15 protein-coding genes are annotated in these 20,146 nt (G+C 68.6%); 12 read left to right on the top strand and 3 right to left on the bottom strand.

What is annotated here, in order from left to right:
• Nucleotides 1–20 precede the first annotated feature (20 nt).
• From ABD901_RS53785 to ABD901_RS53730, 12 genes are all read left to right on the top strand, one after another.
• Nucleotides 21–1,007, top strand: coding sequence for a radical SAM protein (locus ABD901_RS53785; protein WP_345142807.1), 987 nt, complete (start codon nucleotides 21–23; stop codon nucleotides 1,005–1,007).
• Between the two features lie 55 nt (nucleotides 1,008–1,062).
• On the top strand, nucleotides 1,063–2,649 hold the full coding sequence (locus tag ABD901_RS53780; protein ID WP_345142804.1) for a pyridoxal phosphate-dependent decarboxylase family protein: 1,587 nt from the start codon (nucleotides 1,063–1,065) through the stop codon (nucleotides 2,647–2,649).
• Nucleotides 2,650–2,841: 192 nt separating this feature from the next.
• A complete protein-coding gene (locus tag ABD901_RS53775) occupies nucleotides 2,842–3,732 on the top strand; it encodes an NAD-dependent epimerase/dehydratase family protein (RefSeq protein ID WP_345142801.1) in 891 nt (296 codons plus the stop codon).
• The gene (locus ABD901_RS53770; protein ID WP_345142798.1) at nucleotides 3,729–5,465 is read left to right on the top strand and encodes a hypothetical protein; all 1,737 of its coding nucleotides are present in this window, start codon (nucleotides 3,729–3,731) and stop codon (nucleotides 5,463–5,465) included. Before ABD901_RS53775 ends, ABD901_RS53770 begins: the two co-directional genes overlap by 4 nt.
• A gap of 35 nt (nucleotides 5,466–5,500) precedes the next feature.
• The gene (locus tag ABD901_RS53765; RefSeq protein WP_345142795.1) at nucleotides 5,501–7,015 is read left to right on the top strand and encodes an amidohydrolase family protein; all 1,515 of its coding nucleotides are present in this window, start codon (nucleotides 5,501–5,503) and stop codon (nucleotides 7,013–7,015) included.
• A gap of 11 nt (nucleotides 7,016–7,026) precedes the next feature.
• Entirely contained in the window at nucleotides 7,027–8,184 is a 1,158-nt protein-coding gene (locus tag ABD901_RS53760; protein WP_345142828.1) for an N-acetyl sugar amidotransferase, read from the top strand.
• Entirely contained in the window at nucleotides 8,181–10,247 is a 2,067-nt protein-coding gene (locus tag ABD901_RS53755) for an ATP-binding protein (RefSeq protein ID WP_345142792.1), read from the top strand. Before ABD901_RS53760 ends, ABD901_RS53755 begins: the two co-directional genes overlap by 4 nt.
• Nucleotides 10,244–11,284 (top strand): guanitoxin biosynthesis L-enduracididine beta-hydroxylase GntD, encoded by a 1,041-nt coding sequence (gene gntD / locus ABD901_RS53750; RefSeq protein ID WP_345142789.1) that lies wholly within the window; start codon nucleotides 10,244–10,246, stop codon nucleotides 11,282–11,284. Before ABD901_RS53755 ends, gntD begins: the two co-directional genes overlap by 4 nt.
• 48 nt (nucleotides 11,285–11,332) lie before the next feature.
• Nucleotides 11,333–12,121: an acetoacetate decarboxylase family protein gene (locus ABD901_RS53745; protein ID WP_345142786.1), complete on the top strand. Its 789-nt coding sequence runs from the start codon at nucleotides 11,333–11,335 to the stop codon at nucleotides 12,119–12,121.
• Nucleotides 12,122–12,133: 12 nt separating this feature from the next.
• A complete protein-coding gene (locus tag ABD901_RS53740) occupies nucleotides 12,134–13,249 on the top strand; it encodes a citrate/2-methylcitrate synthase (RefSeq protein ID WP_345142783.1) in 1,116 nt (371 codons plus the stop codon).
• The gene (locus tag ABD901_RS53735; protein WP_345142780.1) at nucleotides 13,242–14,369 is read left to right on the top strand and encodes an aminotransferase class I/II-fold pyridoxal phosphate-dependent enzyme; all 1,128 of its coding nucleotides are present in this window, start codon (nucleotides 13,242–13,244) and stop codon (nucleotides 14,367–14,369) included. The genes ABD901_RS53740 and ABD901_RS53735 overlap by 8 nt, the downstream gene beginning before the upstream one ends.
• Nucleotides 14,370–14,380: 11 nt before the next feature.
• The gene (locus ABD901_RS53730) at nucleotides 14,381–15,556 is read left to right on the top strand and encodes an acyl-CoA dehydrogenase family protein (protein WP_345142778.1); all 1,176 of its coding nucleotides are present in this window, start codon (nucleotides 14,381–14,383) and stop codon (nucleotides 15,554–15,556) included.
• A 361-nt stretch (nucleotides 15,557–15,917) separates the two neighbouring features.
• Here ABD901_RS53730 and ABD901_RS53725 read toward each other — a convergent pair whose 3' ends face one another.
• The 3 genes from ABD901_RS53725 to ABD901_RS53715 form a co-directional block, all read right to left on the bottom strand.
• On the bottom strand, nucleotides 15,918–16,670 hold the full coding sequence (locus ABD901_RS53725) for a sulfotransferase (RefSeq protein WP_345142776.1): 753 nt from the start codon (nucleotides 16,668–16,670) through the stop codon (nucleotides 15,918–15,920).
• Between the two features lie 294 nt (nucleotides 16,671–16,964).
• Nucleotides 16,965–17,726, bottom strand: coding sequence for a sulfotransferase family protein (locus ABD901_RS53720; RefSeq protein WP_345142773.1), 762 nt, complete (start codon nucleotides 17,724–17,726; stop codon nucleotides 16,965–16,967).
• Entirely contained in the window at nucleotides 17,716–18,516 is an 801-nt protein-coding gene (locus ABD901_RS53715) for a hypothetical protein (RefSeq protein WP_345142770.1), read from the bottom strand. Before ABD901_RS53715 ends, ABD901_RS53720 begins: the two co-directional genes overlap by 11 nt.
• Nucleotides 18,517–20,146: the final 1,630 nt, after the last annotated feature.

Below are 20,146 nucleotides of genomic sequence, written 5' to 3'. Positions count from 1 at the left end.
AGGACTTTCGCCGGTTCTTGGTGGCGGACGACTTTGCCCGGTACGGGCTGACGCCAGAGCGGCACGCGCGCAGCCCGCAGTACGTCCAGTTGGAGCTCACTGACCGCTGCAACCTTGCCTGCGCCGGCTGCGTCCGGGCGGTGCACGCCAGTACTGGCAGCGAGTTCGGCTACGACGCGTTCGTCGCGCTGCTGGCCGACCTGCCCGCACTCCAGCACGTCTCCTTCGTCGGCGCGGGCGAGGCGCTGATCGTGCGCGACCTCCGCCGCTACGTCGCGGCCTGCACCGAGCGGGACGTCTTCACGTCTTGCAACACCAACGGCCTGCTGGTGCGCCGACGGCTGAGGCCGGCACTCGACGCGGGGCTCGGCCTCATCGCCCTCAGTGTCGACGGGGCCGACGAGGAAACGCTTAGCGACGTGCGCGCCGGGCTGCGGCTCTCGCAGCTGACGACTGCCCTGCGCGAGGCCGTCTCGCTCGTGGCGGAGACCGGCGCCCGCATCTCGGCCGCGGTCACGCTCTCCGCCCGCAACATCGCCGGCTTCCCCGACATCGTCTCGTACGTCGCCGACCAGGGCGTACGCGAGATCACCGTGGAGAGCTTGCACCATTGGGGCAACGACAAGAGCCTCAACGGCGAGTCCCTGTTCGCGATCGACCCCGCCGGTGTCGTGCCGATGATCGAGGCCGGTCTCGCCGAGGCTGTGCGGCGAGACCTCAAGCTGACGATCTTCGACTACAGCCGGCTGTGGACCAGGCCCGAGCGCCTGCTGTGCCCGTGGCCGTGGGACTCCATGTACATCACCCGCAACGGCGAGGTAACGCCGTGCTGCGTCCATATCGAGGCCGACGGGGACAACGTCGTCGGCAACGTCCACGAGGCGCTGATCGCCGAGATCTGGGACGGCTTGCCGCTGCTGGAACTGCGGTCGCTGCTGCGCAGCGGTGATGGCTGGGACTCCTGCCACGACTGCGTCTACCGGAAGGAGTTCGGACGTGTCATCTGATAACGGCGGTGCGGGCGAACTCCTCGGCGATCGGCATCCGGACGAGATCGCCGCGTTGGTCGGCAAGGCGGCGAAGATCGGTATCGATTTCTTTACGGGGCAGGCGCGCGACGATCTTGTGCTGCGCTACGCCCCGGAGCGAGAGTTGCTCGAGCGCTTCGCCGAGCCGCTGCCGCAGACCCCGATCGGCGACGACGCCCTGTTGGACAGCCTCGCCGAGGTCAGCAGATGGTCGGTCGCCCAGCACGATCAGCGGTATCTCGCGTTCCCCGACGTCGGCAATAGCGTCGCTGGCATTGCGGCCGGCATCGTTGCGACGTTTCTCAATCAGAACCTCATAGCCTACGACCGCAGTGCGCCAGCTGGCAGCGTGGTCGAGGCCCAACTGCTGCTCTGGTTACGCGAGCTGGTCGGGTTCTCCTTCTTCCCACTCAACGAATACGCCGGCCTGCGCCACCTCGGCGCAATGTGGACGTCCGGCGGCAACATGAGCAACCACGTCGCCATGACCGTCGCTCTAGCGGCCACGTGGCCCGACGTGCGCCGCCGCGGCCTGCGCGGCCTGCCGGAGCGGCCGGCCGTAGTGCTTGCCCGGGGCGTGGAGCACTTCTCCTACCTCGGCGCGGCCCAGGTCCTCGGACTGGGCTCGGCGGGGCTCGTGTGGTCGGCCGCGAACAGCGACTACACAAGCGACGTCAGCGCCATCGCGGCCTTGCTCGAGAATCCGCCGGAGGGCACGCGGCCGTTCATGGTCGTCGGCGTCGCGGGCAACTGCCGCACGACCGGCATCGACCGGCTGGCCGAGATCGCGGACCTCTGCGCCAAGCACGGGGTCTGGTTCCACGTCGACGCCTGCCACGGCGGCAGCTTGCTCTTCTCGGACCAGCTCCGCGGCGAACTGGCCGGCATTGAGCGTGCCGACTCGGTCTCGCTCGATCCGCACAAGGGCCTGTTCATCACCTACCCGTCGAGCTACCTGCTCGTGCGGGACCCCGAGCACCTAGCCCAGTTCTCCCGCTACCCCGACAAGCTGGACGACCCGAGCTGCCTCGACCTCGGCCTCATCACGCCGTTCTATGGCTCGCGCGGCTTCGAATCGCTGCGACTATGGGCGTTGATCAAGCACCTCGGCCGCGCCGGCATCGCCCGCCTGGTCGAGCAGCGCGAGGAGACGTTCCGCGAAATGCGCGACCTGATCGAGTCGACCGGCTACTTCCAGATGATCGGCGCGGCGGGCTTCTACCGGTGCGCGTTCGTCTACTGCCCGCCCGAGGCGCGCCGGCTCGTCGAGGCGCTGCGGGAGCGTCCCGAGCTAGTGCCGCGGGTGCGTGCCGTCGTGTCCCGCTACACCCAGCGCTTCGTGCAGACGCTTTACGTCTCGGGCCGGGTTGTCTTCGATCTCTTCACCATGCAAGACCTCGGCAACGCCCTCGGGTTGGGCACCGAGGCGAAGATCGAGATGCTGGGCATGTGCATCGGCCACCCCACGATGGACGCCGGCGCCAAGGAGGACATAGTCAAGCACATAGCCGCGGTCGGCGACGACCTGGTAGATCCGATGGTCAATGAGCTGCGGGCGCTCGGCGTCGACGAGGCGCAGGAGGCGTGGACGGCCTCGGTCCACGGACCGGCGGGGTGGTGACCCGGCATGCTAGAGCCGTCCGCCATCCCCGATTTCACCATCGGTCCACGGCATCGGCGACTGGGGCGAGAAGGTAGGGTCTGGGAATATCCAGGCGCCCCGGCCGCCGGCCGCCCGCACCGTCGACGGCGAGCCGGCGGCGCTGTGCCGGCTCTGGGAGTACCCGACCGGCGATCGGTCCTGGGCGGCGCTGTGACGGGGCGGCGGGCGGTCTCGGTCGTGGGTGGCTCCGGGTTCCTCGGCGGCCACCTGGTGGCCGCCCTGCGCTGCAAGGGCCTGCGAGTAAGCGTCTTCGACCGGGGCAGCCCGGCCATACGGGACGGGTGGGCGGCGCCCGAGATCGACGACGTCGCCACCGTCTTCTACGTCGCGGGCGGCGCTACCCCGCTGACGGCGGAATCGCAGCCAGAGCGCCTGCGCGACGAACTGGCAATGTTCGTGCGCCTACTCGGAGCCGCCGGGCGCGGTGCGGTGCGGGCGAGGGTCGTCCTGGCAAGCTCCGGCGGCACCATCTACGCGCCGACCGCCGTACCGCCGTACCGCGAGACCGACCCGGTGTGTCCGAATAACGCCTACGGCGCCTTCAAACTGCAAATGGAGCAGGCGCTGTTCGCGCAGCCCGGCATCGAGCCGGTCGCAGTTCGGCTGTCCAACGTCTACGGGCCCGGGCAGCGGCTGCGGGGCGGGCTGGGCGTCGTCGCGCATTGGCTCGACGCGCTCAAGCGGGGCGAGGCGCCGGTGCTGCACGGCGATCCGGCCGCGACCCGCGACTTCCTCTACGTCGACGACGCGGTGGACCTGTTCGTCCGCGTGCACTCCGCGGTGCGCCCGCCGTCGCTGCTCAATGCCGGCTCGGGCGTGCCGACCAGCCTGGCCGAGCTGGCGGGCGTGATGGCGGAGGTGACCGGCAAGCGGCAGCGCTGGGAACTGCGCCGCCAGGGCCGGGCGCCCGACCGCCTGCACTGCCACCTGTGCGTCGACCGGGCCTGTGAGACGCTCGGCTGGACGCCGGCGACGACCCTGCGCGAGGGGGTGCGTCGGACGTGGCTGAGCCTCGATTCCCGACTCTCGCTGGTCCGGTGAGCCTCCGCGAGGCCGTGGAGCAGGCGTTCACCGCCGGTGGCGCCGACGCGCCCCACCTGCTCGACCCCGGCGGGCGCATCCGTCGGCTCAGCTTCGGCGGCACGGCGATGGTGGCGAAGCGCTGCCCAGCCGAGGCCGCCCGGCGGGAGCTTGCCTGCGCCACCCGGGCCAGGCAACTACTGCGGGCCAATCCGATCGACGCGCCGATAGAGCTGCGCGTGGTGGTACCGGACCTCGTGGACCTGACCGGAGGGGCATGCGCGCTCGTCGCCGCCGACCTCGGCGAGACGCTCGCGGCGCATCGGGCGGACGCGGCGCGGTGGCTGCCGCGGCCGGTCGTCGAGGTGATGCTGCGTGGCCTGCTGGACGCCGGCATCGAGTGGTCCGGCTTCGTGCCGCGCAACCTGTTCGTGCGAGACGCCGGCCTATACGCCATCGACTGGGAGGATGCGCGGTTCTGCGACAGCCCGGCCGGGCCCGACGAGGTGACGGTCGCGAAGTGGGACGTGGGCTGGTCGGACGTGTACCGCTCCGATCCCGGGTTCCGCGCGCGGTTCTCCCCGCGCAGGAGCGTCGACGGCTCGCCCTTGGACGACTTCGAGGTGAACTTGCGTGAGCTCACGGCGCCAGGAGCCACTGGCACGGCGATCCGTACTCGCGGCGCCGAGCTCACGTTGCGCAGCGAGCTGTACGCGCCGGTGCTGACCGGCGACCTGACGCCCGCCGAGCTCGGCCACCTCGCCGACGAGCTGCTGCCCGCTCCGTGGAGCGTGTTCCACACTGCGCTCACGGCGTGGGCCCGGCCGCGGTTGGGCGACGCCGGATACGCAGCATTGCTCAGTACGGTGTGCCGCGCCGTGGGGCCGCTGACCGCCGGCTACGACGCGACCACGGCGCTGCCGACCCGCTGGATCAGGGCACTGCTGCTCTCGGTGGATGAGGCGACGCCGGACCAGCGTGGCGCCGAACCGCTCGGCGTCCTCGTCGAACGGATGACCTCCCTGGCGGGCCACACCGGCTTGGAGGCGGCGGAGCGGCGGGCCGGCGTCGCCGAGGCGATCCTGGTTAGGGTGTGCGACCTAGTGGTCGCCGCCCTCGACCTCGACGGCCTCCAGCTGCTGCTGCGCGGGTCGCTGGCGCAAGGCGTCGTCACCGGCCGCAGCGACGTCGACTTCGAGCTGAGCGGGCCCGCGCACCCGCGCGGCCACGCCGGTGCGGAGGCGCTCGTGGTTGGCGCGCTGGCTTCGTTCGGCATCACCGCCGAGGCGACCGTCGGGCGGCCGGTCGAGGCCGACCTCTGCGACCCTGGCGCCGGGACGACACGCGACCTGCACGAGTGGATGGAGCTGCGCCGACCCGGCTCGGCGGCGCACGACCCCGGATGGCTCGACGCTGTCATCCGGGCCGACCCCGCGGGGCTGGCGATCCGGCAGAGCGAGTACGAGCGAGCGGGGCGCGAGCATTCGGCGAAGTACCTGTGGTTCGAGGCGCGCGCCGCCCTCGCCCGCGTCGTGATGCGCGCCACACCCAGCGTACCGCCGGTCACTGTCCCCGATCAGTTCGCGGCGCTGCCGGAGCTGCTCGGCCATGACGACGCGCGCGAGCTGCGCGCCGTCGTGCTGGGCGCTCTCGACCAGCGCGAGCTGGACCACGCCGACCCGGCCCGCTGCGCCGACCTGCGCGGGCGCCTCGACACGATCCGCGAGCGGCACGGACTGCCGGGCCCGGCTTGAACCCCCGCACGACCGTCCGACCAGAAGGAGCATGTATGCCAACCAGCGGCGTCACCAGCTCGGCGAGAGTTCGCTCCGGCCTTTCCCATCCGGTTATCGACTGCGACGGCCACTGGACCGAACCGATCCCTCTGTGGGCGGAGTACGTCCGCAAGCTCGCAGGCTCCAGCGCCGCCGACAAGTTCCTGGCGATGCAGGGGACTCGGGGGAACGCGTGGTACGAGATGTCGCCCGAGGAGCGGCAGCGGCGGCGCTACTGGCGTCCGGCGTGGTGGGGCTTCCCGGCGAACACGCTGGACCGGGCGACCGCCATGCTCCCGGGCCTCATGTACGAGCGGCTCAACGACTTCGGCATCGACTTCGCTCTCATCCTCGCCACGCGCGGCAACACGCCCGACTACATCCGCGACTCTGAGCTGCGCAAGGTCGTGGTCCGAGCCGCCAACCTCATGCACGCCGACGTCTTCGCGCCGTTCTCGGACCGGATGTTGCCGGCCGCGACCATCGCCACCAACACCCCGGACGAGGCCATCGAGGAGGCCGAGTACGCGGTCAAGGAGCTCGGCTTCAAGGTCGTGGTGATCAACGGCAGTCTAGTCCGCACGGTCCCGGCGTACGACTCTCCGGATTCCGACCCGACGAGCGTGCCGTTCTACGTCGACAGCCTCGCCTTGGATAGCCTGTACGACTACGACCCGCTCTGGGCGAAACTGGCCGAGCTGAAGGTGTCTCCAATGACCCACAGCGGCAGCCGAGGCTGGGTCGACCGCTCGTCGGTCACCAACGATGTATTCAACCACATGGGGCACTTCGCGCAGGCCGCCAACTCATTCGCCCGCGCGCTGTACCTGGGCGGCGTGACGCGCCGCTACCCGACGCTAAAGTTCGCCTTCCTGGAGGGCGGCGTCGCGTGGGGCCGCAGCCTCTGCGCCGACCTGGTCGGTCACTGGGAGAAGCGCAACACCGAGGCGCTGCTGAAGAACCTGCGGCCGAGCAACCTCGACCTCAACATGCTCCGCGAACTCATCGCCAAGTACGGAGGGGCGTGGGCGGTCGGGCGTACCGAGGAACTGCTCGACAACATTGACATCCTGTTTCCCGGGCTCAACGCCCAGCAGCTGACGGAGCGCGAGACGGACCTGGACGACTTCGCGGCCGTCGGCGTCGACTCGGCGCAGGAGGTCGCCGACGCGTTGGCCCGCAATTTCTACTTCGGTTGCGAGTCGGACGACCCGCTGGTGTCGCTGGCCTTCGACACAAAGCTCGGCCCGCGCCTAAAGCCGCTGTTCAGCTCGGACGTGTCGCACTTCGACGTCACCGACATGACGGAGGTGCTCAAGGAGGCACACGAGCTGGTGGAGCACGGCCTGATCGACGACGGCGAGTTCCGCGAGTTCGTCTTCTCCAACACGGTGGAGCTGCACGCCGGGCCCAACCCGGACTTCTTCCGGGGCACCGTCGTGCAGCAGGCCGTCGAGGAGGAACTGGCGCGGACCACCCCGACAGGCGCACCGGCCACGACCGGCGAGGAGGAGGACCGAAAGCCGTGACGGAGCCCCGGATGTGCGAGCGCTGTGGCCTGCCGGACACTAGGCGCAGCGTGACGTTCGACGACGCCGACATCTGCTCGGTCTGCCGGCATCACGAGATCAAGCACAACGGAATCGACTGGGCAGAGCGGGAGCGCGCGCTCGTCGGCATCGCGGACGAGATCCGCGGGCGTGGCCCGTACGACGTCGTCGTGTCATTCGGCGGCGGCAAGGACGGCTCGTACGTCCTCTACTACCTCACGCGTGTCCTCGGGTTGCGCTGTCTCGCCGCCACCATCGACAACCGCTTCATCCGCCAGCAGGCGTGGGACAACTGTCGGCGGGTGATCGACGGGCTCGGGGTGGACCAGATCGTGCTGCGCCCGCCGATGCCGATCGTACAGCGGCTCATGCGCGCCGGGCTCGGGCTCGCCGGCACGGTCTGCTGGCATTGCACCGCCGGAATCGCTGCATTCCCGCTGCGCACCGCGATACAGATGGGCATACCTCTTGTGGTGTACGCCCACAGCGTCAGCGAGTACTACAGCTACCCCGGCCGGACGTACGCCGACCCGCCGGAAGCCGACGTCATGGACGACGACTGGTACAAGCTCACGACCGGTGTGAGCTTCGAGCGGATGACGGCGGCGCTCCCCGACGTCGATCCGCGGACGCTTGCCCCGTTCGCGTTCCCGAGCCGCGAGGAGATCGCCGCCGCCGACGTGCGGACCCTCTTCATGAGCAACTACGTGCTTTGGGACGAGCGGCGGCAGGTCGAGGTCATCAGCCGAGAGCTGGGCTGGCAGGGCGCGATCCAGGAGGGCGTCCCGGCCGGCCACGAGTACGAGAAGTTCGACTGCTTCCTTGTCGGCACTCACGACTACCTGCGGTTCGTGAAGGAGGGATACGGCCGCGGCGCCCGCATCGGCTCGCTGGAGACCCGCCTGGGCCGCATGACCAAGGATGAGGCGGTGGCGCTGGGCCGTTCCAGCGACGGCCGGCGGCCGGCGAGCCTCGACACCGTGCTCAACATGCTGGCGGTGGACGAGGAGGAGTTCCTCGACCACGCGTTGGAGCGCGCGCAGCCGGGGCGGGATTTCGACCTGGAGGTGGTGCGGCGGGGCGAGCGGCTGCAGGACGCCGAGCGCATGCCAGGGTGGCGCTCCGACGAGCGTGAGGTGTCGATATGAGGCAGCGCGACGCCGGGTCGGCCGGTGGGGGCCCGCCGTTCAGCGGCATGGTCGGGCAGCTGAGCCTGCGTACCGCGCTGCTGCTGACCACCGTGGATCCGACGATCGGCGGGGTGCTGATCCGCGGCGAGCCGGGCACCGGCAAGTCGACCGCTGTCCGGTCGTTGAGGTCGCTGCTGCCGCCCATCGACGTGGTCGAGGGCTGCGAGTTCAACTGCGACCCTGCGGTGCCGGCGCAGCTGTGCGAGGCGTGCCTGGCGCGGCGGGACGACGGCGGGCAGTTGCCGGTCGTACAGCGGCCAGTGCCGATGATCACGCTGCCGCTGGGTGCGACGGAGGACCGGCTGCTCGGCACGCTTGACCTCGAGGCCGCGCTGCACGACGGCCGCCGACGGCTGTCGCCGGGCATCCTGGCCGAGGTCAACCGCGGTTTCCTCTACGTCGATGAGGTCAACCTGGCCGCGGACCACCTCATGGATGCGATGCTCGATGCGGCGAGCTCGGGCGTGCACCACATTGAGCGCGACGGCGTGTCGGTGACGCACGCGGCGCGGTTCTCGCTGATTGGCACGATGAACCCGGGCGAGGGTGGCCTGCGGCCGCAGATCCTTGACAGGTTCGGGCTGAGCATCGACGTCGAGGCGATCCGCGATCTGCGGCTGCGGGTCCGAGTGCTGGTCCGCCACCTGGAATTGGAACGCTCACCCGAGCGACGGCGCCGCTACCAGGCCCTCGACCGGGACCTTGCCGAGCGCGTCGTCAAGGCGAGGGCGGTGCTGCCTGGCGTGACGTTACCGGACCGGCTGCTTACCGAGATCGGCTCGCTGACCGCGGGGCTCGGCGTTGCCAGCCACCGCGCGGACCTCGTCATCCTACGCGCGGCGAGTGCCTGCGCCGCGCTCGGGCTGCGCACGGAGGTGACGGCGCGCGACATGGCGCTGGCGGCCGTGTTCGCGCTGCGGCACCGCACGAGCGACGCCTGCGAGCTGCTCGCCGAGATCGTCGCGCGCCTCCTGCCGAGCGAGGACCTTGCGTCGGTGGAGGATCTCCTACGCGCCAACGGTGAGCCGTGGCCGACCCTCGACGGCGGCGAGGACCCGCCGGACGGCGGGGTCGACGGACCCGACGGTGGCGGGCGCCTCGATCCGCCGGACGGGGGCGGTAACGGCGTCGCCGGCGGGTCCGGCGGCCCGAAGTACGTGCTCGCCGACGACGCCGAGCCCCACGTCGGAGTGGTCGAGGCAAGGGCCGATGGCGGCGGCCTGACCAGACCCCTGACCTTTCCCGGCCACCACGCCGCTGTCACCGCTACGCCCCTGGCCCGGCTCGGCGCGGCGGCTTCGACACTGGTGATCGAGGCGGAGGGGCGCACCGGCGGGTCGCCCGGCCGGACCTCCCGGGCAGCGCACGGGCTGGTCGCGATGGTGCCGACGATAGTCGCGGCTACGCTGCGCCTGCTGGCATCCGGCGTCGGCCGGTCCGAGCTGCTGCCGCTTCGGCTGAGGTCGACGGACCTGGTGCGCTCCGTGCGGACCGGACGGCCGAGCGTCGGGCTCGTCATCGTCTTGGACGCGTCCTGGTCGATGGCGATGGACGGCACGTTCGCGCGTGCCCGCGCGCTGCTGTGCGAGGTCCTTGACGCCACACGGCGCGGCGACCGTACCGCGCTGGTCGTCGTTGGCGGCCGCCGCGCGCACGTCGCAGTGCCGTTCAGCCGGCAGACCCGGCAGGCCGCCGACCTGATCATGTCGCTGCGCCCGAAGGGCCGCACGCCGCTGGTCGACGGCGTCCAGCGCGCACTGTCGCTGTGCGCGGACCGGTGGGCGTACAGCGGCTGCGCCACACCCCTGGTCCTGGTCGTCACCGACGGCCGCGACAACCTCCACGACGGCGCGGCTGGCGACCGCACGCGGATCGCCGCGCTGGCCGCAGCGGCACACCGCCTGGGGGTACCCGGGGCGATCCTTGCCCTGCGCGGTGGCGGCGAGACCCGGTTCGTGCGCCTCGTCGCCGAGCAACTGGGCTGGCAGATCCACGAACTCGAACCTGGTGAGGGCGCATGACAACTCCGCACATGGACGTCGTCGAACTCGACGAGGGCGAGCGGTCGGCGGCCACAGCGCTGGTCGCCGAGTTGGCCGGCCGCCACGGCGGCGTCGAGGACCCGGCGTTCCAGGACTCGGCCGATACCTGCGCGCAGGAGCTGCCCCGCACGCTGCGGGCCCGGCTCAACCGGTTCCGGATGCACGAGTCCGCCTGCATCTGCCTGGTACGCAACTACCCGGTCGATGACGCAGCCCTCGGGCCGACGCCGCAGCATTGGCGGGAGCGGCCGTCGACGCCAGCCACCGTCGCCAGCGACATCTTCTTCTTCCTCTGCGCCAGCCTGCTCGGCTCGCCAATCGCGTGGTCGACCAAGCAGGCCGGCCATATCATGCACACCATCGCGCCGATCCCCGGCCACGAGACCGAGCAGCTGGCCTCCGGCAGCGAGGCGCCACTGACCTGGCACACCGAGGACGCCTTCCACCCGCTACGCGCGGACTACCTCGGGCTGATGTGCCTGCGCAACCCGGATCGCACCGAGACCACGTTCGCCTGCGTGCACGACGTCGACCCGGACGTGCGCGGCAACCCGGTGCTGTTCGAGCCGCGTTTCCGCATTGTGCCCGATGGCTCGCACCTGTGTGGCACGTCGGAGGCCCCGAACATGGAGATCCCGGCCGAGCTGCGGGAGCGGGCCCGGCAGCGGATCGCGCGCATGCTCCAGGAGCCGGAGCCGATCCCGCTGCTGTTCGGGGAACTGGCGTCGCCGTACATGCGGCTCGACCAGCACTACACGTCCACGGCCGACGGCGACCGGGATGCCGCGGACGCGCTCGCGGCGCTGAGGGCCTCGGTCGGCGCGGGCCTGAAGAGACTCGCGCTGGCCCCGGGCGACCTCTGCTTCATTGACAACTACAAGGTGGTCCACGGCCGATCGGCGTTCCGGGCAAGGTACGACGGCACGGACCGGTGGCTTCGGCGCCTCAACATCACCCGGGACCTGCGCAAGTCGCGCGACTTGCGGTTGGCACCGGGTTCGCGGCTCATCGTGTGAGCCCGCAGTTGTTCCTCAACGATTCCCTCCGCTGAATTGGACAGCCACGTGACGCTTTTCGGGTACACCCTTCCGCTCTCGCCATCGGGGCGATCATCGCTGGTACCGCCGCCGCCGTGGCACTTCTCCGGCGAGGTCGTCATGGTCGAGTACCTCGCCGACCCCGACGTCGTCACCTCATTCATGCCACCGGGGCTCGAGCCGGGCGACCGTCCCGGCCTTGCCGCCGCAATCTTCGGGGACTGGCAGTCCTGCACGGACGACGCCACGGAACTGCTGGATCCCGTCCGCTCGCAGTACCGCGAATGCTACGTCGCCCTCGCCGCGACCTGGCAAGGTGAGCCGGTGGCACGCTGCCCATTCTGTTGGGTCGACAAGGACTTCTCGCTCGTTCGGGGGCTGATCCAGGGGTATCCCAAGAAGATGGGCAGCATCGGCATCACGCGTGCGTTCGGCATCGGTCGCGCAACCCCGCAGGACGGTGCCGGGGCACAGTTCGCTGGGACCCTTGCGGCCGGCGAGCGGCGTCTTGTGGAGGCGCGGGTGGCCCTCACCGCGCCGGCCCCGGCCCCGGCGCTCATGCTCGCGCCGCTGGTGCACAGCCGGTGTTTCCCGTCGTGGGACCCGGCCACAGCCGGGGTGGACGAGCTGGTGACCGGCGGCAGCACAGACCAGTGGATCGACAACGTCTGGGCCGGCGACGCGGAGCTGACGATCTTCGACTCGCCGCACGACGAGGTGAGCCTGCTCAAGCCCGTCGAGGTGCTCGGCGGCTACCGGTTCTCGTTCGCCGAGACTATCGCCGGGGGCCGACTGCTGTCGGCCACTGGTCGGTAGGCGGGTGCAGGCATGGACACCCCGTTCAAGTCAGGGCTGGAGGGCGTCATCGTCGCCGAAACGGAGATCAGCCACGTCGACGGCGCCAACGGCCAGCTGATCTACCGGGGCGGGTACCACATCGATGAGGTCGCGGACCGCGGCTACGAGGAGATCGTCTACCTGCTGCTGCAAGGCCGACTGCCGGACTCCGCGGAACTCGCGGGGACGACGGCCGAGCTGACGAAGCAGCGCGAGCTCAACGCCGCCGCCCTGACCGCGCTCGCAGGACTTCCGGCGAGCGCCGATCCGATGGACGCGCTGCGGACCGTGCTGTCGGCACAGGGCGCGCAGCGCAACGTCGTGCGGCCGACCGCGGCCGAGGCCGTCGCTGTCACGGCCACGGCGGCGACCGCGGTCGCTGCGTACCACCGGCACCGGCAGTGCCTGCCGCTCCCCGATGCCCGCGCGGACCTCGGGCACGTGGCCAACTTCCTGTACCAGCTCCACGGCCGCGAACCGGACCAGGCCCAGGTGCGCTGGCTGGAGACGTACTTCGTCGTGACGGCGGACCACGCGTTGAGCCCGTCGACGTTCACTGCGCAGATCGTCGGTTCCACCGGTAGCGACTTGTGGTCGGCGATCGTCGCGGCCGTCGGCGCGCTAAAAGGCCCCGCGCACGGCGGGGCGACGGTCGAGGCCACCCGAATGCTGGAGCGGGTTGGCGGCCCCGAGCACGCCGAGTCCTTCGTTCTGGACCTGCTGAGTCGCAGGGGCCGGCTTATGGGATTCGGCCATCGAGAGTACCGCCGTTACGACCCCCGCGCGCGGATCCTGGCCAACGTCTGCCAGGACGCGAATCCCGAGTATCACGCCGTCGCGCGCGCGGTTGAGGAGGTGGCGCTACGCGAGCTCGCGCGTCGGCACGCCGACCGGCCCAACCTCACCAACGTGGACTACTTTGCCGGCGGCGTGCTGTCCGGCGTCGGGATCCCGCAGGACCTCTTCGCCTGCACGTTCGCCGCCGCCCGGACGGTGGGGTGGGCAGCGCATGTGGTCGAGTACGTCGAGCGGCGCGAGCGCATTGTCAGCCCAGCCTCGCGCTGGATCGGACCGAATGTGAGCAGCGCGGGGGGCAACGGTGAGTGAGCGGCGTACCGCCCTGAACCTGACCGAGCTGGAGCAGCGCGCCATCGACTCGCCGATCAATCTCTCTGACGGCCATCCCCGGCAGGACCCGACCGGGTCGCAGGCCAAATTGATCTGCCGGCTGCCGGAGTTCTTCGAGATCGCCGCAGTAGAGCCCTTGGCCGAGATCGAGCGACGGGCGCAGGCCGCGTTCCTCGGCACGCTCGGCCAGGCCCGCGCGCCGCTCGACAGCGGCCGGGTCTTCAGCGTGTACTCCTCGTCCGTGGCCACGATGGCGGTCGCGAACGTGCTGACGGGGCATCGCGTGGCGCTCATCCACCCAACGTTTGACAACATCCACGACATCCTGGTCCGGCAGGCCGCGATGATCCCGATGTCCGAGGACGCATGCGCCGAGGCCGACCTATCCCAAGCGCTGGCCGAAAACGCGACGTGCGTCTTCGTCACCACGCCCAACAACCCGACCGGACGGGTCCTCGACGAGCCCGCCCTGCGCCGCTTGGCGGAAGCCTGTGCCGCCAACTGCCTACTCCTCTGCCTCGATGTGTCCTTCCGCGGCTTCGACCTCCGGGCGCAGTTCGACCACTATGCAGTGCTGGAGGACTCGGGCGTCGACTACGTCGTCATCGAGGACACCGGCAAGCTCTGGCCGATGCAGGAGCTGAAGCTCGGCTTCGTGGCGGTGAGCGAGAGCATGCGCGCCGAGGTCGAACACGCCCTGAGTGACGTGCTGCTCGCGGTGTCGCCGTTCGTGCTGACGCTCATCGAGATGCTCGCCGTCGACGCCGCGCAGGGCGGGCTCGCGGAGCTCCACCGCCTCATCGCCGAGAACCGGCGAATCGTCTCGGACGCAGTCGGCGGCCTAGACCGCGTGGAACTGCTCGACCCGCGGTCGCGGATCAGCGTCGGCCGGCTGCGGTTCCGCTCACCCGCCGACGCTGACCGGACCCGGCGCGGGCTGTACGAGCGCGGCGTGCACGTGCTGCCCTGTCAGCAGTTCCACTGGGCGGATCAGCAGGAGGGCGCCGCCCTGCTGCGGGTGGCGCTGGCCCGCAACGGCGCGACCCTGGCCGAGGGAATGCGCCGTCTGGCTGCGGCCCACGCGAGCCTGGCCGCCTGACGGGTATCGACATGCGGGAGGAATCTGTGGCGTTGAGGGTCTTCGACCGCATTCGCGAGGTGCTGCCCGAGGTGAGCCGGCGGGGCGACGAGATCGAGAAGTTGCGCACGTTGCCGGACGACCTCGTCGCCGATCTCACCGCCGCCGGCTGCTTCCGGATGTTGGTGCCGCACCGGTATGGCGGGGAGGAACTGACCCTGGCCCAGTCTCTGGAGCTGATCGAGGACCTGTCGCGCGCCGACGCCTCGACCGGCTGGGTGGTGATGATCGCCTGCAGCAACCTCATGGTGCTCGGCCTGCTGCCGGCGGCGACGTTCGAGTCGGTGTACGCCGCAGGCCCCGACGTCATCCTCGGCGGCTCGCATGCGCCTAAGGGGACGGCGGTGCCGGTGGACGGCGGGTACCGCATCTCAGGGCAGTGGCCGTTCGCCAGCGGCTGCCAACACGCCGCTTGGCTGGTCGGGCACGCGGCCGTCCTGCGCGACGGCGAGCGGCAGTTCATGGCCAACGGCATGCCGCTCATGCGGCTGGCGATGATGCCGGCGTCGGAAGTCGAGGTCGTCGACACCTGGCACACCGTGGGCCTGCGCGGGACGGGTAGCCATGACATCCGCGTCAGCGACGTGTTCTGCCCCGAGGAGCGGACCTGCCAGCTCTTCGGCGCCGTGCCGACGGTCGCCGCGCCCATCTTCTCGATCCCGCCGATCGCCCCGCTGGCGTTGTTCATCGCAGCCGTCGCCGTCGGCTGCGCGCAGGCCGCGATCGATGACTTGGTGGCGGTGGTCGTCGGCGGCAAGCGGCCCGCGTACGGCGCCCGCCGAGTCGCCGAGTCGCTGCTCCTTCAGGCCCGCCTCGGCGAGGCTGACGCCGAGCTGCGCGCGGCCCGGGCCTTGATCCACGACGAGGCCCACAAAGCGTGGTCGAAGGCCCTCGCTGGTCAGGAGTTCTCCCTGCTGGATCGGGCCCGGATGCGTACTGCTAGTTCACACGCGGTCACGGCAGCAACGACGGTCGCGGACACGGCGTACCGGCTAGCCGGCAGCTCCTCGCTGTACGACGGCTCAGTCCTCCAGCGGCGGATGCGCGATATCCATGCGATTACCCAGCACGCTGGCGTAGGTCCCGACTTCTTTTCGCTAGCGGGGGCGCTGCTGGTCGGCGAGGAGATCGACTCTATGCGCATCTGAGTGCGTGTGTGGTCGCTTTCCGCGCAGCGGAAGACACATTCAGGCTGGTTTGTGCGTACAAACGCATCGGCTGCTCCGTTCACCGTTCCCTCCCGTGAGATGCACTAACCCTGACCGACGCGGGTGTGGTCGCACACTCGGCCGCTTGGCGTACAGTGCGGCACGCCGACGCCGCGTGCGTCCCGCCTGAGGACGCTGAACCGCCAGCGCGGCCAGGTCCGGCGAACACTGCGCCGGATCGTCCGTCAGACGGCCTGGACGGGTAGCGATCGAGGGAGTCAGCGCTGGCTGCGCGACGAGTAGGTACGGCTCTTCGCCGCTATGCGCCGGTCTTGACAGTCCCTACAAGAACGGCTGCAGATCACAGGTGGCCGGGCCATTCGCCGGAGGTCACAGGGCCACCGCTAGCACCTTCCTGGCGCAACTCCCATCCGCGCAACTCTGCCTGCGGCCGACCGCCACCGGCGTGTCGACGGCAAAAGACCTGCCGCAACGCCAGCTCCGAAAAGGATGCCCCCAGAAAATCGAATAGAGGGACGAGATTATCCATATTTTGAGCATAGTCGTTGTAGTGGATGTGGAATGATGGATAGGCGCCGCAGGCGGCGGCCTCCCGTATCCTGCGATCACTCTCGGTGAGTATTTCTTCTGCCTGCGGCAGTGATGACCACCAGGCGCTCGCTAGTACCTCATTCAGGTCCCGAGTATTGAAGATCAGGCAGGCATTCGAAAAAGAGTCCACTAAGAAGTTAAGGTAGTCAAAGAAGTTGGTTCTCGACATGTCCTCAGGACCGTACCTGATCTCTTTGAAGCCGATGAGCGTGGCTGCACTCGGAGGTTTCAAAACTGCGTCAATGAAGGATCTCGTCAGTTCACTGCGATATGCCGCATCGTCCACAATTTCAATTCCGTGCCAAGGATCCGCAGGCCCTAAATCCTCTCCTTCGAACTGCCACTTGCGATCCCTGACCGTGCACCAAGAGCGGTATAGATGGTACAGAGTGTTTCCGTTTTCACCTCGAACACACGCCCCCGGTATCGAGTTCAGAATCTCACGGAGCAGCGTAGAGCCTGATCTCCCATAGGTGATAATGAAAGCGTAACTATACTTCATAGGGAAGGCAACTTCCTCATCGATCGCAATCGCTCTCAGCTTCGCCGGGCACCATCTTTGGAAGGACGAGCGCGTCCGAAGAACCGAAGCCCACTCGAATCTGCATCGATCGATCTGCCAGCCGCGAGCGGCGTCCCACCAACGGATAGAAATCGGAACCTGTGCAAGCAGGCTGGGTGGTCACGTGGACGTCAATGGCCTCCGCTATAGGATGCGACACCATGCAAGCCGGTTCCGCGAAGCCGGTTAGCACCCGCGCTGCCGACGCGCAAGTCTCGTGGGGAGTGCATCCCATCATGTCGTTGCCCTGGAGCGTTCGTCGACAGCATAGCCCCAGCGCCGACACATCGACGCCAGGTCACCCGTCGCTTTATGGCCGGCAGTACTCGAAGGCGCGCACACCTTTCCTGAGTGGATCTTTTCGCCCCAGTCGCCGATGCCGTAAATCAGCGGCCCATGATCGTAGCGTCCGTAATTGAGCATTTCCTCGTCGAATGGAACGTCTAGAAATCGGCACAGCACCCGGCACACAGCCGCTGGGTCGCGTGTAAGGTCCTCATACCGGACGACAGGAGTGCCGGGAACTTCGTCGACGACGGCGTCGAGCGCAACGCCATATCGAAGTACGAGATTCGTGGCGGTGGCCTCAACCCGGCCGTCGCCGGCGTTAACGATGGACGTGACGATGTCCGCCGGATGGCGTCGCAGGATAATAAAGCGCGCTCCGGGCCAGCAGCGGCGGAGATCGTCATGGATGAACACGTTGCCAGGCGACTTGTCGACGAAAACCGACTTGCCGCTTCGCCGAAGAAGGTCCGAGAGCACGCCGTCCCAGAGCAGAAACCGCAACTGCTCGTCCGAGTATCCCAGCGTCGCCATCGCAAGCTTGGTGTACTCGCCGTCAGTCTTCGCGTCGAGACGCCGAAGGTGCAGCTCGTGCGGAGCGTATATCAACGGATGCGAGTTCAGAATGCAACGCAACAGCGTGGAGCCGGATCGCACCGACGACAGCAGGAAGACGGGATGGGGCACAAGCCGCATCGGATCAGCTGTCATGGGCATACACACACTCCGCGCGTCGTTGCTCGAAAACCCTTAGGCGTACCTCCAGGTCCTGGGTGTAAACGGAAGCACCCGGGGCCACCTTCTCGTCGCAATGGAAGACAGCAATCGGCAGGTCATCGAGGTATCCGATGCCCGGCCCATCGGGGGCGGCGAACGTCTCCGACAGCCAATCCTCATAGTTGAACCAGCGCTCCGGACTGTCGTAGAACCGGTCCGCTGGCGGACCGCCGGCCGCCCACATGTGGCTGGTCGCTCGCGGCAGATCGTACACGAGGAAGTGGGACGCCACCCGGTTAACGGACCGGATGCCAGGCGCCATCGGAGGAGCAACGTCGGCAAGTGGCCACTGCCAGCATTCGTGATCATCGATACGTGTGGCAAGTTGAAGGTCCTGGCACCGTTCAAAGGAGGCTGCGAGCATGTCGAGCACGTCGCCAGGGCCGGAGCGGAATGCGACGACATCGCCCTCTACGCTGATAAAATACCGGCCCTTACCCGGCATCCAATTGACGTGACCGTTGTTGGGCGGATCACCGCCTGCAGTATGGCGTGATCGCGTCCGCAGCCTCACCTCGTCGAAGCCCCATTGCGTCGAGAGTGTAAGTAGATCGTTGAGCGGCGTCGTCTGCGTAACGTCGATGACGAGAACGAGATCATAGGTTCGACGCGAGGCTGCGGTCAACGTCGCGATTGTGGTGGGAATGGTTCGTTCGAGCAGCGGCAGGTTCGAATGTACTAGGAATGCGATAGTGAACTCCGGCACGCGAGATGGCTCAGGCATCCCTGTCACCACCGCGCCGGTCCGCTGATCGATGCCAGCCGTATCTTTCTGGATTCGTTGCTTTCCAAGACCAGCGGCTCGCCGATCGCATTACCGGGTATCGGGTATCCGGGTGGCGGACGCCCGGCTCATCCGTTGTGGGCAACATACTCTCCTTTGCGGTAGCCGTAACCAATGGTGCGTCCACGAGGCCGTAATGCGCATTTCGGAACATCGCATGCGGTCCAATGCGGCGCGCGGTCGCGGAGCACGAAGTGCGCCAGCTGCATCACGTGGACCTGGAGGGGCTGTTGGGCGGCGCGTCGTCTGTGGCGCAGGCGATGGGCCAGACTCTAGGACCGCCACGACGCTGACGGTCACAGCTAGACCGCGGGCGCCCGCACCTAGCTAGGGGCGATCGTTCTCGATCCCGGCGCGGCTCGTTTGCGTAGTCGCCGGCCGCCTGATACGTCGCGAACACGCGCCGATCGCTCAAGCTTAGGCAGCGATTCGCGACCGACTACAAGTCCCTCATGCGGACAAACGGTTTGTCCGCATCAAGTCCCATGCGGCAAACGGACAAGCACGCTGTCCGCTTGCAGTTCGTAGACACATTTGGCGCCATCGGCGAGTCTGAAAAACGGGCCGTGGTGGTTCCCGATCGGCCTCCACGCGGCCACGAGCACTGACCACCACAGGCCGTTTGGGGGCTGAAGAGAGCCGAGCCCAGTACGTCCAGCTCTGCGTCCGCCGCATCGGACCGTAACGCCAGTCGGCCCATGCCGGAACGCCGCGCCGCAGCTTGCATCGAGCGCCGGTTCATGTCGGGCGACATGGACCGGCTTGACAGTGCCGACCGAACGAAGCTCGTGCGGACGGGAGAGTTGATCAGGATGAATCAGGGAGCTGCTGCGGTGCAGCAACGGTGCGCCTCTCAGCGTCCTGCCGCATCCATTCGCCAAGCTGGCCGGGAGCGGGTGCCTGCGACAACGCCGCTCGCTTCCGGTCGCGCACCATGGCCGGATCTTGTGCCGCAGCGCGACCGGCTCACCTGCTCGGCGCTCACGCTGCAGTTCATGGGTATCCTGATCGCGTGTAACCGGGTCGAAGAGGCACTGAACGTCTTCGTTGAAACCAGGGCTAGCGGATGGGCCGCAAGTAGGCCGGCCATGAGGCCCGACTGTCGCTCGGGCGCGCGGCGAGGGTCATCGGCAGCCGCGCTGCCGCTTCTGACACGTGTGTCCGGCACCTGGTGCACTCGCCTCACGTGCCGGCATTGCTCGCGATGGCCGTGGCATGAGGCGACCAGCCGATTGCTGCGTGATCGGGTCTGGACACTTTCCCCGCACTCACGCCGCAGTTACGCAACGCGGGTTCCCATCGATGCCGTTGCGCATCCATGCCAACACGTTGTCTATCGGGGTCAACCTAGCATGCGCCTGTTCCGGCTCCGCTGCCAGTTGCCGACAATCGTTTCATGTCTGACATCGTTGGACCGTGCAATCGGGAAGCGATCGGGGAGCATGGTAACGCCTCAGCCCAATCCGAGTGCGTTGACGGCATCTGGCTGACGAACGTGAGTACGCCGCCAGCCAGGGCATTGGCGGTCCGGGACGGCTCGGCACAGTGGGCGCAGCTTGATATGAACGAC

Origin of the sequence: Dactylosporangium darangshiense, assembly GCF_039537565.1 — a bacterium.
In the GTDB taxonomy this organism is placed as follows: domain Bacteria; phylum Actinomycetota; class Actinomycetes; order Mycobacteriales; family Micromonosporaceae; genus Dactylosporangium; species Dactylosporangium darangshiense.
This window is presented reverse-complemented; position numbering and strand designations above follow the sequence as displayed.

Coding starts and splice junctions, on each gene's coding strand:
- ABD901_RS53760 (WP_345142828.1), top strand. CDS start 7,027: ATGTGCGAGCGCTGTGGCCTGCCGGACACTAGGCGCAGCGTGACGTTC.
- ABD901_RS53730 (WP_345142778.1), top strand. CDS start 14,381: ATGCGGGAGGAATCTGTGGCGTTGAGGGTCTTCGACCGCATTCGCGAG.
- ABD901_RS53720 (WP_345142773.1), bottom strand. CDS start 17,726: ATGACAGCTGATCCGATGCGGCTTGTGCCCCATCCCGTCTTCCTGCTG.
- ABD901_RS53740 (WP_345142783.1), top strand. CDS start 12,134: ATGGACACCCCGTTCAAGTCAGGGCTGGAGGGCGTCATCGTCGCCGAA.
- ABD901_RS53755 (WP_345142792.1), top strand. CDS start 8,181: ATGAGGCAGCGCGACGCCGGGTCGGCCGGTGGGGGCCCGCCGTTCAGC.
- ABD901_RS53725 (WP_345142776.1), bottom strand. CDS start 16,670: ATGAAGTATAGTTACGCTTTCATTATCACCTATGGGAGATCAGGCTCT.
- gntD (WP_345142789.1), top strand. CDS start 10,244: ATGACAACTCCGCACATGGACGTCGTCGAACTCGACGAGGGCGAGCGG.
- ABD901_RS53715 (WP_345142770.1), bottom strand. CDS start 18,516: ATGCCTGAGCCATCTCGCGTGCCGGAGTTCACTATCGCATTCCTAGTA.
- ABD901_RS53765 (WP_345142795.1), top strand. CDS start 5,501: ATGCCAACCAGCGGCGTCACCAGCTCGGCGAGAGTTCGCTCCGGCCTT.